Source organism: Arthrobacter sp. H-02-3 (genome assembly GCF_003097355.1).
GTDB lineage: Bacteria > Actinomycetota > Actinomycetes > Actinomycetales > Micrococcaceae > Arthrobacter > Arthrobacter humicola.
This window is the reverse complement of record NZ_PYUI01000001.1, coordinates 372142-386306: the sequence shown is the minus strand read 5'-3', so window position 1 is coordinate 386306 and position 14165 is coordinate 372142. Positions and strand designations below refer to the sequence as shown.

Below are 14165 nucleotides of genomic sequence, written 5' to 3'. Positions count from 1 at the left end.
CTATGCACCCTCGCTGCTACGCGTCCCGCCGTCGTGCGGCAAGGCCGAACAGCCACACGGCCGCGACAGTGGCGAGGTAGCCCGCGATGACAATCAGGGACGTCCCTGCCCAGAAGTAGCTGGTGGTGCTGATCTCCTGCCCACCCGGACCGATGCTCAGCAAGGCGTAGGCTGCCACCCCGGCCGCGGCAAGTCCGGTGAGTACGGGGAGCGCCACCCATATCCTGGCTGAGGCCCAGTGCTCCCCATAACCGTCCCAGACGTTCCAGCGCGGTCCGGTGCGGATGATCAGCCAGCCGGCCGGGAGCATGAACGCACCCACCACGAGGAACGCCGCGATGACGTCGGCAGGGCGGTGCCATTGATTGATCAGGGTGGACACTCCGGTGGCGACGGCGAAACTGCCGCCCAAATAGCCGGCAAGAGGCCGCCAGCGCGGCGAGACCATGAGGAAGACGGCGGCGGCGGCCGAGGCCGCCATGGTGGTGTGGCCGGAGGGCAGCGAGTTCAGCTCTAGTGTCTCGACGCCGCGGTACGGCCGGACCGGGAGCAGGTCCTTGAGGATCTGCGTGGCCAGGTTGGCGCCCACGCAGGCCGCGATCGCGATCCCGGCTGCAGCCCAGCGTCGCCTCAGAATGGTGACGAAGATGACCACGATCGACGCGATCACGACACAGAGCGCTGGCAGCCAGTCCAGCAACTTGGTGGCGGCTTTGCCCGCGGTTCCGCTGAGCGCCACCGCTTCCACAAGGGCGGACTCGTCAATGAACTGGCCCGTGGTGGTGCGGACAAAGAAGAAATACGTTGCGGCCAGCCCGGCGATGCAGGCGACAGTGGCCAGAACGAACAGGGCGGCCGTGCCCCTGCCCGGGGACCACCGCGCCTGCGGATCCGGAGTCACGCCGGCCCGGGTCTTGGGGACCTGAGTCTTCGTTGCCCGGGTCCTTGGCGCCCGGCCCGCTGGCGCGGAGGTCCTGGGCGCCTGGGCCTGAAGGACCTGCGTCTCCGGGATCTGCGTCTCAGGGATTGGTGTTCCAGAGACTGGGGCAGACGGGTCCCGTGGGGTGGGTTCCTGCCGAAAAGTCATGCCATCAAGGCTCCCACAGAACCCTGCACGCCACCTGATGGACCGGGCGCGCGGCGCGACGGTAGTGTCCGGACAAAAAACGAGTACACACTACTCGTGCCACGCCGGAACGCGATTCGTAGAGTTGACAGTGCCGGCGCGGCTTGTCCCCGGCAGTACGCTCCTTGAGCGGGGCCGGCGGAGACGAGTTTCCTGGTCCAGGAACTCACCCCCAGTCGACGCCGGCCCAATCAAGGGCCCCGCCCCAATCACGAGCCCGCGTCCCGTGACAGCGTCTCAGCCCGGCATACGGGTCCACGGCGTCCCAGCCCGGAACGTTCCAGCCCAGAGCATCCCAGTACAGAGTGTCCCAGTACAGTGGCATCATGCCCGCCCATTCTCTGGACCCACAGCCTTTGGATCCACAGCCTTTGGATCCACATTCCCTGGACCCCCTTGCCGCCGGCACACCGCCACATTCCGCCGCATCCCTGCCCGGCCTTGATGAGCTCCTTGCCGGTTCCCATGTGGTGAGCCTGCCGATGCGTGTGAAGTTCCGGGGCATCCTGCAGCGCGAGGCCCTCCTGCTCCGCGGCCCCCTGGGCTGGGGCGAATTCTGTCCCTTCCCGGAGTATGAGGATGCCGAGGCCTCCCGCTGGCTCGCGGCCGCGATCGAGGCCGGCTGGTCAGGGTTCCCTGCGCCGTTGCGGGACAGCATCCCGGTCAACGCCACAGTGCCTGCCGTGCCGGCACACCGGGTGCCCGAAGTCCTGGCCCGCTTCGGCCGGGTGGACGCGGTCAAAGTCAAGGTTGCCGAGCGCGGCCAGAGCCTCGACGACGACGCCGCCCGGGTGGCGGCCGTCCGGGAGGCGTTGCCGGATGCCGCGATCCGGGTGGACGCGAACGGCGGCTGGGACGTGCCCGAGGCCGTCACCGCACTGACGCGGCTCGCCGCCGTCGGACTCGAATACGCCGAACAGCCCGTGCCTGATATCGCGGGCCTCGCCGAAGTCCGCCGCCGGCTCCGGGCCGCCGGCGTCCCCGTCCTGATCGCCGCTGACGAGAGCGTGCGCAAGGAGGACGACCCCCTCAAGGTGGCACGCGCCGGCGCCGCGGACCTGATCGTGGTCAAAGTCGCACCGCTCGGGGGAGTGCGGCGCGCCCTTGAGATTGTGGCGCAGGCGGGGCTCCCCGCCGTCGTGAGTTCCGCGCTGGACACGTCCGTGGGAATCCGGGCCGGGCTGGCCCTCGCCGCCGCCTTGCCGGAGCTGCCCTATGCCTGCGGCCTGGGGACGGTGTCCCTGCTCGCCGCGGACGTCACGCACGACTCCCTCGTTGCCGACGACGGCGCGATCACCCTCCGCGACGTCCGCCCGGCGCCGGAGCTCCTGGCCGCTCATGCCGCCTCTCCGGAACGCCGGGACTGGTGGCTGGAGCGGCTGCGGCGCGTGCACGCGGTGCTGGCCGCCCCGCCCGGCCGGTAGGGCGCAGCGGGTAGGGCCACGGGGCCGGTAGGGCACAGCGTCTTCCGCTAAGGGACAGCGCCGTTCACCGGTTTTTCACCCGGGGGACGGCTTCGCGTCGCCCATGGCTGGCAGGGTGGGTGCCACCGCACCGCACGCACCCCTTGGAAGGTCTCTCCATGCCCGCATCCTCCGGACGCACCTTTTCCCTGCTCCCCATGCTTGGCCACACGAAGGGCAAACGCAGCCCTGTCACGTGCGCGCTCAAATGCGACAACGCCTGTTCAGGCGAGGTCTGCAACACCAGCAGCAACAGCTACTTCCGGGACATCGCCTCCGCCACGATGACCCGCCGCGCCGCACTCGGCTTCGGCGCCGCAGGCGCGCTCGCCGTCGTCCTCGGCAACACAGTGACGTCCGCCGGCACGGCAGTGGCCGACGGCGGCCCGGGCCTCGCGGCCGCCGCCAAAGACGGCTTCGGTGCATCCAAGCTGCAGTTCACGGCCATCGCGCCGGTGGACGCCGCCGTGGACAAGCTCACCGTCCCCGCCGGCTTCACCTGGCAACCGGTCATCCGCTGGGGCGACCCGCTGTTCAACGACTCCCCGGCGTTCGACGTCGACCACCAGAGCGCGGCCGCACAGGCCCGCCAATTCGGCTACAACAACGACTACACGGACATCCTGCCGATCGACGGCTCCAAGGACCGCCGGGCAGTGCTCTTCACGAACCACGAATACACCAACGAAAACATCATGCTGCCGGCCGGGTTCGACGCCGCCCAGACCCGCGCGATCGGCCGGGCCGCCCACGGGCTCACCGTCGTGGAACTGGAGCGGAAGAACAAGAACAAGCCCTGGAGCTACGTCAAAGGCGCCGGACTGAACCGCCGCTTCCTGACCGACACCACCTACGAACTCGACGGCCCGGCTGCCGGATCCGCCCTCCTGAAGACCACCGCCGATCCCTCCGGCCGGACCATCAAGGGCACCCTGGGCAACTGCTCCGGCGGAACCACACCATGGGGCACCATCCTCTCCGGCGAGGAAAACTTCAACGGCTACTTCGCCGCGCCCGGAACGTCCGACTCGGACAAGCGTTACGGACTGACCAGCAAGCCCACCGCGCGCCAGTGGGAACTGGATGACCCGCGCTTCGACACCCGCAACCCCGGCTACGAGAACGAGGCCAACCGCTTCGGCTGGATTGTGGAAGTTGACCCGTTCGACCCCGCGTCCACGCCCCGCAAGCACTCCGCGATGGGCCGCTTCAAACACGAGGGCGCCAACGTGATCGTCGCCAAGTCCGGTCACGTGGTGGCCTACATGGGCGACGACGAACGCTTCGACTACCTCTACAAGTTCGTCTCGGCCGGAACCTACCGCCCCGGCACGACGGCGGAGGACCGCAAGAACAACCTGACGCTGCTCTCGGAGGGCGACCTCTACGTTGCCAAATTCACCGGCAACTCCGCGCCGGCAGAGTTCGACGGCTCCGGGAAACTCCCCGCCGACGGCGCATTCGACGGCTCCGGCGAATGGCTGCCGCTCGTTGTGGGCGGGCAGTCAAAGGTGGCGGGGATGTCCTTGGAGGAAGTGCTGGTCTACACGCGCCTCGCCGCAGACAAGGTTGGCCCCACGAAGATGGACCGCTGCGAAGACGTCCAGCCCAGCCCGCACACCGGCAAGGTCTATGTGGTCTGCACCAACAACACGGACCGCGGCAAGACCGGCAAGGAGGGCGCCACCGAGGTTAACCCCCGCACCCTGAACCGCGACGGCCACATCGTCGAAATCACCGAGACCGGGGACCAGGCGTCCACCACGTTCGGCTGGAACCTGCTCATGGTCTGCGGGGATCCGGCAAAGAACTCCGCCGCCTACTTCGCCGGATTCCCGCCCAGCCAGGTCTCGCCGATCTCCTGCCCGGACAACGTGGCCTTCGACTCCGTGGGCAACCTGTGGATCTCCACCGACGGTGCGCCGTCCAGCATCGGCTATGCCGACGGGCTCTTCAAGGTCACCCTGGACGGTGCCGACCGAGGCAAGGTGGAGCAGTTCCTCGCCGTCCCGCGCGACGCCGAGACCTGCGGCCCGGTGATCCACGACGACGAACGGACGGTCTTCGTTGCCGTTCAGCACCCTGGGGAGGAAGGCACCTTCGCCGACCAGCACTCCTACTTCCCGGACTACGTCGCTGCCGGAGCGACGCCGAAGCCAGGCCAGGCGCGCGCCCCGCGCCCGTCTGTGGTCCAGGTGCTCCGCGCCGACGCCTAGCTTCCTTCCGGTCACAGCAACGCGGGGTCACTTCACGCCCATGTGACTTTGCCCGCCCTGCATGGGCGATATCTGACCCCGCGTTGCTTCTGAGTGCGTTGCTCCTGAGGGCGGGCGAGCATCGGGGGAGGGCTCCTACTGATAATTTGGGACTGTGAATAATCCGGCTGAATTGGTTGTCCCCAGAGTCCAGGCTGCAATTGCCACCGCGTTCGGCGAAGAGTTCCGGCAGACGGACCCGGTGGTCAGGCCCTCCCAATTCGCCGACATCCAGATCAACGCCGCCATGGCCCTGGCCAAGAAGGCCGGCCTGCCGCCGCGGGATGCCGCGGCAAAGATCGTGGATGCCCTGAACCTGGACGGCATCTGCACCGGCGTCGAAATTTCCGGGCCCGGCTTCATCAACCTGAGCTTTGACGGCACGTGGATCGAGGAACTACTCAACGCTGAGGCGGCCGAAGCCGCGTCCAAGGCCACCGCCGTCACGCCCGCCGCAACACCGCAGCGCGTCGTCGTCGACTATTCCTCCCCGAACGTCGCCAAGGAAATGCACGTGGGCCACCTGCGCACCACCGTCGTGGGGGACAGCCTGGTCAAGGTGCTCGAGGCCCTCGGCGACACCGTGATCCGGCAGAACCACATCGGCGACTGGGGCACCCCCTTCGGCATGCTGATCGAGCACTGGCTGGAGATCGGCGAGGACTCCCCGGAAGCGGCGCTGCTGGTGGATGACCCCAGCGCGTTCTACCAGGCTGCCCGGGCCAAGTTCGATTCTTCCGCCGCCGACGCGGACGGCTTCGCCACCCGGGCCCGGCTCCGCGTCGTTGCCCTCCAGGGCGGCGACGAGGAGACCTTCGCGGTCTGGCAGCGGCTCGTTGCCCAGTCCAAGCGATACTTCAACGCCATTTACTCCATGCTCGGCATCAGCCTCACCGATGACCACATCGCCGGCGAAAGCTCCTACGACGAGCATCTGGCACAACTGTGCCAGGAGCTTGAGGAGCGCGGCCTTGCCCGGATCAGCGACGGCGCCCTGTGCACCTTCCCCGACGGCTTTTCGGGCCGCGACGGGCAGCCGCTGCCGCTGATCATCCGCAAGTCCGACGGCGGCTACGGCTACGGCACCACAGACCTCGCCACCATCCGCTATCGGGTCCGCGAGCTGGAGGCAGACCGCGTCCTCTACGTCGTGGGTGCCCCGCAGAACGTCCACCTGCGGATGGTCATGGCCACCGCCCGGGACGCCGGCTGGCTTCCGGACACGGTCGAGGCCGTCCACGTGCAGATCGGCAACGTGCTCGGCGAGGACGGCAAGATCCTCAAGTCCCGCTCCGGCGCCCCGGTGAAACTCATGGCCCTGCTCGAGGAAGCCGTGGACCGCGCCCGCGCCGTCATCGACGCCAGCCGGCCCGAGCTCAGCGACGAGGAACGCGCCGTGACCGCCCGCCAGGTGGGCATCGGCGCCGTCAAATACGCCGACCTCTCCACCGGCCACGACACCGAGTACGTCTTCGACTTCGACCGCATGCTCGCCCTCAGCGGCAACACCGGACCCTACGTGCAGTACGCGGCTGCACGGATCCGGTCCATCCTGCGCAAGGCCGGGGTGCTGGAGCAGTTCACCGACGGCGGCGCGGGCGGCACTGTCGCCGACGGCACTTCCGCAGCCGGCGCTCCAGCCGGCGCCCGGGCCGGCGGTCCCGCCACGGCGATCGCCGTCGTCGAGCCCGCGGAACGCGCGCTGGCCCTGCACCTGCTGGAGTTCGACACGACGCTGAACAAGGTCCGGGACGCGCTGGAGCCGCACCGGCTCTGCGGCTATCTCTTCGAGCTCGCCCAGCTGTTCACGTCCTTCTACGACCAGTGCCCGGTACTCAAGGCCGATGAGTCCGTCCGGGAGTCGCGGCTGGCCCTGTGCGCCCTGGTGCTGCGCCGCCTGTCCGGCGGGCTGGATCTGCTGGGCATCGAGACGCCGGAGAACATGTGACCTCCGCCGGCGCGTCCCCGGCGTCCGGCCTGTCCGCGGTGGAGGCGGCGCGCATCGCCGTCAGCACCCTGCTCGACGCCGGGGTGCGCCAGGTCGTGGTGTCCCCGGGTTCCCGCTCGGCGCCCATGGCCTATGCCTTGGCCGAAGCCGAAAGCGCCGGCCGGGTGGAGCTGCTGGTCCGGATCGACGAGCGCTCGGCCGGCTTCACGGCCCTCGGCCTCGCCCTCTCCACGGGGGCCCCGGTCGCCGTCCTCACCACGTCCGGGACCGCCGTCGGCAATCTCCTGCCGGCAGTGATGGAGGCAAACCACGCCGCTGTGCCGCTCGTGGTCCTGTCCGCCGACCGGCCCGAGGAACTGCGCGGGACCGGGGCCAACCAGACCACCGTGCAGCTGGACCTGTTCGGCGAGCACGTTCGCTTCGCCGTCGACGTCCCTGCGGGCAGCGATCCGCAGCGCGCCGTGGAAACCGCCCTCAGCGCAGCCACCGGAGCCTTCGAGGACACGCCTCCCGGGCCGGTCCAGCTCAACCTGGCCTTCCGCGACCCGCTGGTCCCGGCGGAGGCCGACGCCCTGCCCGCAGCGGCCGGGCACGGTGTCTACCGGGCCGCCCGGAATCCCCTGGCGCTGGACTTCCCGGCCGCGCCACCGGCTTTGCCGGAGCGGCGCACCGTCGTGCTGGCCGGGCACGACGCCGGCCCGGTCGCCGAGGCCTTCGCCCGCGCGCACGGCCTGCCGCTGCTGGCCGAACCCTCCTCCAATGCCCGGTTCGGCCCCAACGCCGTCGGGCCCTACCGGCTGCTGATTGACCACTTCGGCGCGGACTCCGCCCAGCCGATCGAACGCGTGGTCCTCTTCGGCCGGCCGACGCTCTCCCGGCCGGTCAGTGCGCTCCTGGCCAGGGCGGACGTGCCGTCGGCCCTGTACCAGCCCGTCCCCGTGGCCTGGTACGAACCTGGCCGGCGGACCGAACTGCCACTGGAAAGCCTCGCGGACCTGGCGGAGTTCGCCGGGCGCGGGTCTGCCGCGTGGCTCGATGCCTGGCTGATGGCAGGTGCCGCCGCGCAGCACGCCGTGGACCTGGTCCTTGCCGCGTCCCCGGCTGCGACCGGGCCGTCCGTCGGCGCCGAGGTCTGGAAACACAGCCGCGGGCAGCTGGTGCTGGGCTCGTCGAACGGGATCCGCGACGTCGACCTCGCGGGGGTACCGCCCGCTGAACCGCAGGCCACCATGTTCGCCAACCGCGGCCTCGCCGGAATCGACGGCACCACGTCCACCGCCACGGGCATCGCGCTCGGCGGGCGCCAGGAAACCACAGCGCTCATGGGTGACGTCACGTTCCTGCACGACGCCGGCGGGCTCCTCCTCGGTGCCGGGGAGGCCGAACCCCTGCTGCGCATCGTGGTGCTCAACGACGCAGGCGGTGCCATCTTTGGTCTCCTGGAGCACGGCGCAGTCGCCGCGGCCGGGCGCTACGGCAACGCCGTCGAACGCCTCTTCGCGACCCCGCAGCGGGTGGATCTCGCCGCGCTGGCGGCCGCCTACGGCGTCGCGCACCGTCTGGTGGGCACGACGGCGGAACTCGCCGACGCGCTGTCCCGCCCGGTGGAAGGCCGCAGCATCATCGAAGTGCGCACGGACCGGCACAGCCTCGGGAAACTGCACCGCGCCATCCGGGCCGCCGTCGAGGCCGCCGTGGAAGGCGTCCCGCAGGCATAACCCGGTTTTCGACGCGCAAAATACCCACCGACGCGTTTCGTGCCCTGCGACGCGCAAAATACCCACCGACGCCGGAATACCCGCCGCGACGGGTAAGTTGCGCGTCGCAGAACGGAATGCGCGTCGGGTTGTCCACACCCGGGCGGTAGGTCATGGCGCCGCCGCCCCCGTGCTGCGATCTTCGTCCCATGAAGGAACTACCAAGACTGATCCTGGCCCGCGAGTATGTCCAGCAGGGCCTCACACCGAAAGAGCTCGCCAAACGCTGCCGGTCAGGGGTGCTTGTTCGCGTGCGTCAAGGCGTCTACGTCGATGGGGAGGCGTGGCGGGCGCTGCAGCCTTGGGAACAATACCGGCTCCGGGTTAGCGCGGCGGCGGAGGCATTCACGGCACCGACGGTCTTTGCCAGGCACTCAGCCGCGTCCGTGTGGGGAGTTCCAACCATTGGACAGCGCTATCCGGTCCATGCCCTGACGCTTCAGAACGCTGGCGGACGCTCGCGTGCAGGAGTCCAGCGGCACTACGCGGCCCCGGACGGTCTCAAGGTGTTCCGGCGCGAAGGCCTTCTGGTCACGGGGCGGGTCCGCACAGTGTTGGATCTCGCTGCCTTTACACCGTTTGCCCAAGCTATTGTTCCCTTGGACCATGTACTCCGGCCGGACACAGCCCAAGGGTTGCCCGCGCTCTCTAAGGAAATGCTGCTGGCGGGTGTCGACGGCAATTACACAGCGGCGGCTGCGCTGCGGATCAGGACTGCCGTGGAGTTCGCGGATCCGCGGTCCGGGTCCCCTGGGGAGTCGTACAGCCGCGGGCTCATGTGGGTGGCCGGCTTCCAACCGCCGGAACTTCAGCACGAAGTCCGGGACAGCGCCGGTCTCGCGGGCTACACCGACTACTACTGGGAAACTGCACGGCTGGCGGGTGAGTTCGACGGCGTCGAGAAATATCTGAAACCCGAATACCTTCGGGGCAGGACTGCATCGCAGGCCGTCGTGGACGAGAAAGAGCGCGAAAACCGGATCCGGGCGACGGGGCTCCGGGTAGTGCGGTGGGTCTGGGCGGACCTCATGGAGCCCGGCCGGCTGGAACAGAAGCTGGCCGCGTTCGGTGTGCCCCGCCGTCGAGCCCGGTCGGCCGCGTGGCCATGACGCGCAATCTGTCCCACGACGCGCAAATGCCCTGTCGCTACCCGAATAACGGTAGCGACAGGGCATCTGCGCATCGATAGGCGCCTTGCGCGTCGGGCTACAGCACCCGGCTCAAGAATTCCTTGGTGCGGGGGTGCTGGGGGTTGGCCAGGACCTCGCGCGGGTCGCCCGACTCCACGACCACGCCGCCGTCCATGAACGTCAGGCGGTCGCCGACTTCGCGGGCGAAGCCGATCTCGTGGGTCACCACGATCATGGTCATGCCGGACTTGGCGAGGTCCTTCATCACGTTCAGGACATCGCCCACGAGCTCGGGGTCGAGCGCGGACGTCGGCTCGTCGAAGAGCATGAGCTCGGGGTCCATGGCCAAGGCCCGGGCAATAGCAACACGCTGCTGCTGCCCGCCGGAGAGCTGGTTCGGGTAGTGGCCGGAGCGGTCCGCGAGACCCACCCGGTCCAGCAGCTCCAGGGCACGCTTCCGGGCCACTGTCTTGGACTGGCCTTTGACCTGGACGGGAGCTTCCATGATGTTCTGCAGCGCCGTCTTGTGCGGGAACAGGTTGAAGCGCTGGAACACCATGCCGATCTCGCGGCGCTGGGCGGCGATCTCCTTGGCCTTCAGGTCATGGAGCCTGCCCTTGACCTCGCGGTAGCCGATCAGCTCCCCGCCTACGGAAATGCGTCCGGCGCTGATGGTCTCCAGCAGGTTCACGCACCGGAGCATGGTCGACTTGCCCGAACCGGACGGGCCGATCACCACCGACACCTCGCCCTGGTTGACGTTCAGGTCGATCCCGCGCAGCACGTGGTGCTGGCCGTAGTACTTGTGAAGGCCCTCGATCTGAACCAGCGGTTTCTCAGTGGTGACCGTCATTTCGCCTCCTCCTCGGGGAAGTCCATCTTGAGTGCCGGCTCGGCGTCGGCGCTGGGGGCCACGGCCGCGGCAGCCTTGGCCGCTGCGGGGTTCACGGTGGCGGGGGCCCGGTTGTCCACGCCCTTGCCGTAGTAGGCCTCGATGAAGTGCTGGCCCACCATCAGGAGGCTGGTGATGATGAGGTACCAGATGGCCGCCACGATCAGCAGGGGAACCGGCAGGTATGTCCGGTTCGCCAGGGCGTTGGTGGCAAAGGTCAGGTCCAGGGTGAAGGGCACAGCCAGGACCAGCGAGGTGGTCTTGAGCATGCCGATGGTTTCGTTCCCGGTGGGCGGCACGATTACCCGCATCGCCTGCGGCAGGATGATCCGCCACATGATCTTGGTCTTGCCCATGCCCAGGGCCTCGGCGGCTTCCATCTGGCCCTGGTCCACGGACTTGAGGCCGGCCCGGAAGATTTCGGCAAGGTAGGCGGATTCATTGAGGCCAAGGCCCAGGATCGCTGCCACCGTGGCGGTGACGACCGTGCTGGTGTCCACGCTGAACATCTCCGGCCCAAACGGAACGCCGGCACTGATCTTGGGGTAGAGAACGGCGATCAGGCCCCAGAAGATCAGCTGGGTGTAGACCGGGGTGCCGCGGAAGAACCAGACCCAGGTCCAGCTGGACCAACGGAATACAGGGTTCTCCGACTGCCGCATGAAGGCCAGGAGGATGGCCAGAATGATGGCCAGGATCATGGAGGCAACCGTCAGGACCAAGGTCCAGACGACACCCTGGACCACCTTGACGTCCAGGATGTAGGCGCCCACGACGTCCCAGCGGAAATTGGGGTTCGTGAACAGGCTCTGCAGGAAGAGAGCCAAGGCGCCGATAATGATGACGGCGCTGATCCAGCGGCCGGGGTGCCGCACCGGCACCGCTTTGTTCAGTACCGGTGCTGCCTGGCTGTCCTGATGGCTGTCCATCTGTACACCTGATTTGTGATTGGTTGTTGGGATACTCATTAGCCGACCGCCGGGTTAACCTCGGACTTGGTGATGGCGCCGTCGGCGTTGCCCCAGCCTTCAAGGATCTTCTTGTACGAGCCGTCTTGCATCAGCTTGGTGAGAGTCTTCTGGATGACGTCGGCCAGGGCAGTATCGGACTTGGCGACGGCGATGCCCTGGGGGGCGGAATCGTAGACATCACCGAGCTTCTCGAGCTGGCCGTTGGTCTGGGTCAGTGCGTAGCCGATGATGGGGGAGTCGGCTGCCATCGCATCGATGCTGCCGTTGACCAGGCGGGTGGTGATATCCGTCTGGGTCTTGAGCGTCACGATGTTGATGGGCTGCTTGCCCGCGTCGACGCACTTCTTGTTGCGGCCCGAGAGGTCCGGATCTTCCTGGACGGTACCGGTCTGGACGCCGATGGACCTGCCGCACAGGTCATCCAGGGAAACCTTCTTCGGGTTGCCCTTCTGCACGGCCCAGGCGGTGCCCGCGTTGAAGTAGCTGACCATGTTCACCGCAGCAAGCCGCTCCGGGTTGATCGTGAAGGAGGAGATGCCGAGGTCGTACTTCGGGCCCAGAGCCGGAAGGATGCCGGTGAATTCGGACGTCTGGACCTGGACCTTCAGGCCCAGCGCGGCGCCGATCGCCTTGGCGATGTCGACGTCGTACCCCACAGGGGTCTGGCCGTCGGTGCCGAGGAATTCCGCCGGTGCATAGGAGGTGTCCGAGCCTACGGTCAGGGTGCCTTTCGACTTGATCGCAGCAGGGACCATGGCCGCGAGGGCGTCGTCCTTCTGGACCGTGCTGGGGTCGAAGCTGGCTTTGGCACTGCCGGAAGCGGTGGCCGCTCCGGAGGTGCCGGTCTCGGAAGCGTTCGTGCAAGCCGTCAAGGCCAAGGCGCTCACAGCAAGGACCGTGGCGGCCTTCAGCGCGGGGTTGCTCAGGAGCGAACGGGAGATCTGCATTTTCTTACCTTTTGTTGCCGGAGGGATGGTAACGAGGCCGGTTATAGTGTAGCGCCGAACATGAGATGTGCGTCACAGAAAACTAAGTTTCACTATTGGATAACAAAACCAGACCCAAAAGCAATGTCTTGGCTGCTCGATCTGTCTGGAATACCGGATTCCTGCCGAATGTGACGGGCCGGTGCCGACGGGCCTGTGCTGCCGGCCGCCGCAGGCTAGCTGCTGATGCCGAGCGACTCGAGCATCGGGCGGAACTTCGCCCAGGTCTCGGCGAGCTCGGTCTCCGGCACCGAGCCGTCCACCACGCCGCAACCCGCGTAAAGCCGGACCGTCTGCGGGGATTCGATGACCGCGCCCCGCAGCGCGATGCCCCATTCGCCGTTGCCGGCCGCGTCAAGCCAGCCGACCGGCCCGGCGTACGGTCCGCGGTCCAGATGCTCCAGCTTGCGGATCAGAGCGCCGGCCACGGTGGTGGGAGTGCCGCAGACCGCCGCCGTGGGATGCAGTGCGTTGATCAGGGCCAGGCACGTGGGGACGTGGCCTTCCACCTCGGCGAGCTCCGCCTTCACGTCCGAGGCCAGATGCCACACGTTGGGGAGTTCCAGGATGAACGGTTCGCTGTGCGCGTTCATGGCCTCGGAAAACGGGGCCAGTTGCGTGGTCAGGGACTGGATCGCGATGTCGTGTTCGTGCCGCTGCTTCTCGGACCCGGCCAGCACGCGCTCGGCGAACTCCAGCGGGGAGCCTGCCATGCCGTCGGCGTCGCGGCGGTCCAGGGTGCCGGCCAGGACGCGGGCCTGTGCGGTGCGGCCCTCCACCTGGATCAGCATCTCCGGTGTGGCCCCGACAAGACCGTCCACCCCGTACGTCCAGCATTCGCGGTACCGCGCGGAGAGTTCGCGGAGGACCTGCGCGGCGTTGACTCCGGTGGGGACGGTGGCCACGATGTCCCGGGCCAGTACCAGCTTCTCCAGGGCGCCGGTCCGGATCTCTTTGACCCCGGCGGCGACGGCGGCCATCCAGTCTTCCTCGCTGAGCGAGCCGGTGTGCAGCGTTGCGCCGGCGGCCAGGGGCAAACTGCGTACGACGGCGGCGCCGGCCTGCGCGGCTCCGGGCGCCGGGTCGTCCACAGCGCCGTCCATCACAGCGCCGTCCGTCCCTGCACCGTCCACCACAGCGCCGTTGGCGCTGCCATTGTCCTCCGCCGCCCGGCCGCTGCGAAGCCAGCGGTCCAGGGAGGCGCGGGCGCCGGCTTCGGTGAGTTCGCCGTCGTCGAACGTGAGCTGGGTGAGCCAGGCCTGGCCGTCGCGGAGTCCCACGACGATTTCGGGGACCAGCAGGCGGGACTCATGGGCGGAAGCCTTTGAGAAGGCGAACGAACCGAAGGCGACCGGTCCGGTGCCGGGGCAGTCGACGGCGTCCTCGATGTCCGCCTCCAGGACCAGGTGCCGCCACCAGATGTCCGCTTCCAGGAACCGCTCGGGGCCGGTGGCGGTGAACCGGGCGATCTCGCCGAAGCCCACGAGCCCGGCCTCGCGGCGGGTCCAGCAGAGGACGTCGTCCCGGACCAGAAACGACGGCAGGCCCCCGGGGAAAGTTTCGGCATCGAGGGGGACTGTCAAGGTGCGGAACGTGCTCGTCATGATGGCATAACACTAGCCCGTGATCGTCCCGAC

Annotated in this window: 10 protein-coding genes; 5 read left to right on the top strand and 5 right to left on the bottom strand. The window is 68.3% G+C overall.

Annotated features, from left to right (window positions below; all coding sequences use genetic code 11):
• Positions 1 to 16 precede the first annotated feature (16 nt).
• A complete protein-coding gene (locus C9424_RS01840) occupies positions 17 to 1087 on the bottom strand; it encodes a phosphatase PAP2 family protein (protein ID WP_237563239.1) in 1071 nt (356 codons plus the stop codon).
• A 365-nt stretch (positions 1088 to 1452) separates the two neighbouring features.
• Here C9424_RS01840 and C9424_RS01835 point away from each other — a divergent pair, with 365 nt between their 5' ends.
• The 5 genes from C9424_RS01835 to C9424_RS01815 all read left to right on the top strand — a co-directional run bounded on the left by C9424_RS01835 (position 1453) and on the right by C9424_RS01815 (position 9658).
• Complete coding sequence (locus C9424_RS01835) at positions 1453 to 2550, top strand: o-succinylbenzoate synthase (protein WP_272914134.1); 1098 nt, start codon at positions 1453 to 1455, stop codon at positions 2548 to 2550.
• Between the two features lie 158 nt (positions 2551 to 2708).
• Positions 2709 to 4805, top strand: a complete 2097-nt coding sequence (locus C9424_RS01830; protein ID WP_116765224.1) for a PhoX family protein — start codon at positions 2709 to 2711, stop codon at positions 4803 to 4805.
• Between the two features lie 154 nt (positions 4806 to 4959).
• The gene (gene argS, locus C9424_RS01825) at positions 4960 to 6792 is read left to right on the top strand and encodes an arginine--tRNA ligase (protein ID WP_116765223.1); all 1833 of its coding nucleotides are present in this window, start codon (positions 4960 to 4962) and stop codon (positions 6790 to 6792) included.
• Positions 6789 to 8510, top strand: coding sequence for a 2-succinyl-5-enolpyruvyl-6-hydroxy-3-cyclohexene-1-carboxylic-acid synthase (gene menD / locus C9424_RS01820; RefSeq protein WP_116765222.1), 1722 nt, complete (start codon positions 6789 to 6791; stop codon positions 8508 to 8510). Before argS ends, menD begins: the two co-directional genes overlap by 4 nt.
• Positions 8511 to 8698: 188 nt before the next feature.
• A complete protein-coding gene (locus C9424_RS01815; protein ID WP_116765221.1) occupies positions 8699 to 9658 on the top strand; it encodes a hypothetical protein in 960 nt (319 codons plus the stop codon).
• A gap of 97 nt (positions 9659 to 9755) precedes the next feature.
• Here C9424_RS01815 and C9424_RS01810 read toward each other — a convergent pair whose 3' ends face one another.
• The 4 genes from C9424_RS01810 to C9424_RS01795 form a co-directional block, all read right to left on the bottom strand.
• Complete coding sequence (locus C9424_RS01810; protein ID WP_116765220.1) at positions 9756 to 10532, bottom strand: amino acid ABC transporter ATP-binding protein; 777 nt, start codon at positions 10530 to 10532, stop codon at positions 9756 to 9758.
• Complete coding sequence (locus C9424_RS01805; RefSeq protein WP_116765219.1) at positions 10529 to 11500, bottom strand: amino acid ABC transporter permease; 972 nt, start codon at positions 11498 to 11500, stop codon at positions 10529 to 10531. The genes C9424_RS01810 and C9424_RS01805 overlap by 4 nt, the downstream gene beginning before the upstream one ends.
• Before the next feature lie 38 nt (positions 11501 to 11538).
• A complete protein-coding gene (locus tag C9424_RS01800) occupies positions 11539 to 12489 on the bottom strand; it encodes an ABC transporter substrate-binding protein (RefSeq protein ID WP_116765218.1) in 951 nt (316 codons plus the stop codon).
• 215 nt (positions 12490 to 12704) lie between these two features.
• A complete protein-coding gene (locus C9424_RS01795) occupies positions 12705 to 14132 on the bottom strand; it encodes an isochorismate synthase (protein WP_116765217.1) in 1428 nt (475 codons plus the stop codon).
• Positions 14133 to 14165: the final 33 nt, after the last annotated feature.

Bases quoted from the DNA above. Each gene is read 5' to 3' on its own strand.
- C9424_RS01840 (WP_237563239.1), bottom strand. From the start codon at position 1,087: ATGACTTTTCGGCAGGAACCCACCCCACGGGACCCGTCTGCCCCAGTC.
- C9424_RS01835 (WP_272914134.1), top strand. From the start codon at position 1,453: ATGCCCGCCCATTCTCTGGACCCACAGCCTTTGGATCCACAGCCTTTG.
- C9424_RS01830 (WP_116765224.1), top strand. From the start codon at position 2,709: ATGCCCGCATCCTCCGGACGCACCTTTTCCCTGCTCCCCATGCTTGGC.
- C9424_RS01815 (WP_116765221.1), top strand. From the start codon at position 8,699: ATGAAGGAACTACCAAGACTGATCCTGGCCCGCGAGTATGTCCAGCAG.
- C9424_RS01810 (WP_116765220.1), bottom strand. From the start codon at position 10,532: ATGACGGTCACCACTGAGAAACCGCTGGTTCAGATCGAGGGCCTTCAC.
- C9424_RS01805 (WP_116765219.1), bottom strand. From the start codon at position 11,500: ATGGACAGCCATCAGGACAGCCAGGCAGCACCGGTACTGAACAAAGCG.
- C9424_RS01800 (WP_116765218.1), bottom strand. From the start codon at position 12,489: ATGCAGATCTCCCGTTCGCTCCTGAGCAACCCCGCGCTGAAGGCCGCC.
- C9424_RS01795 (WP_116765217.1), bottom strand. From the start codon at position 14,132: ATGACGAGCACGTTCCGCACCTTGACAGTCCCCCTCGATGCCGAAACT.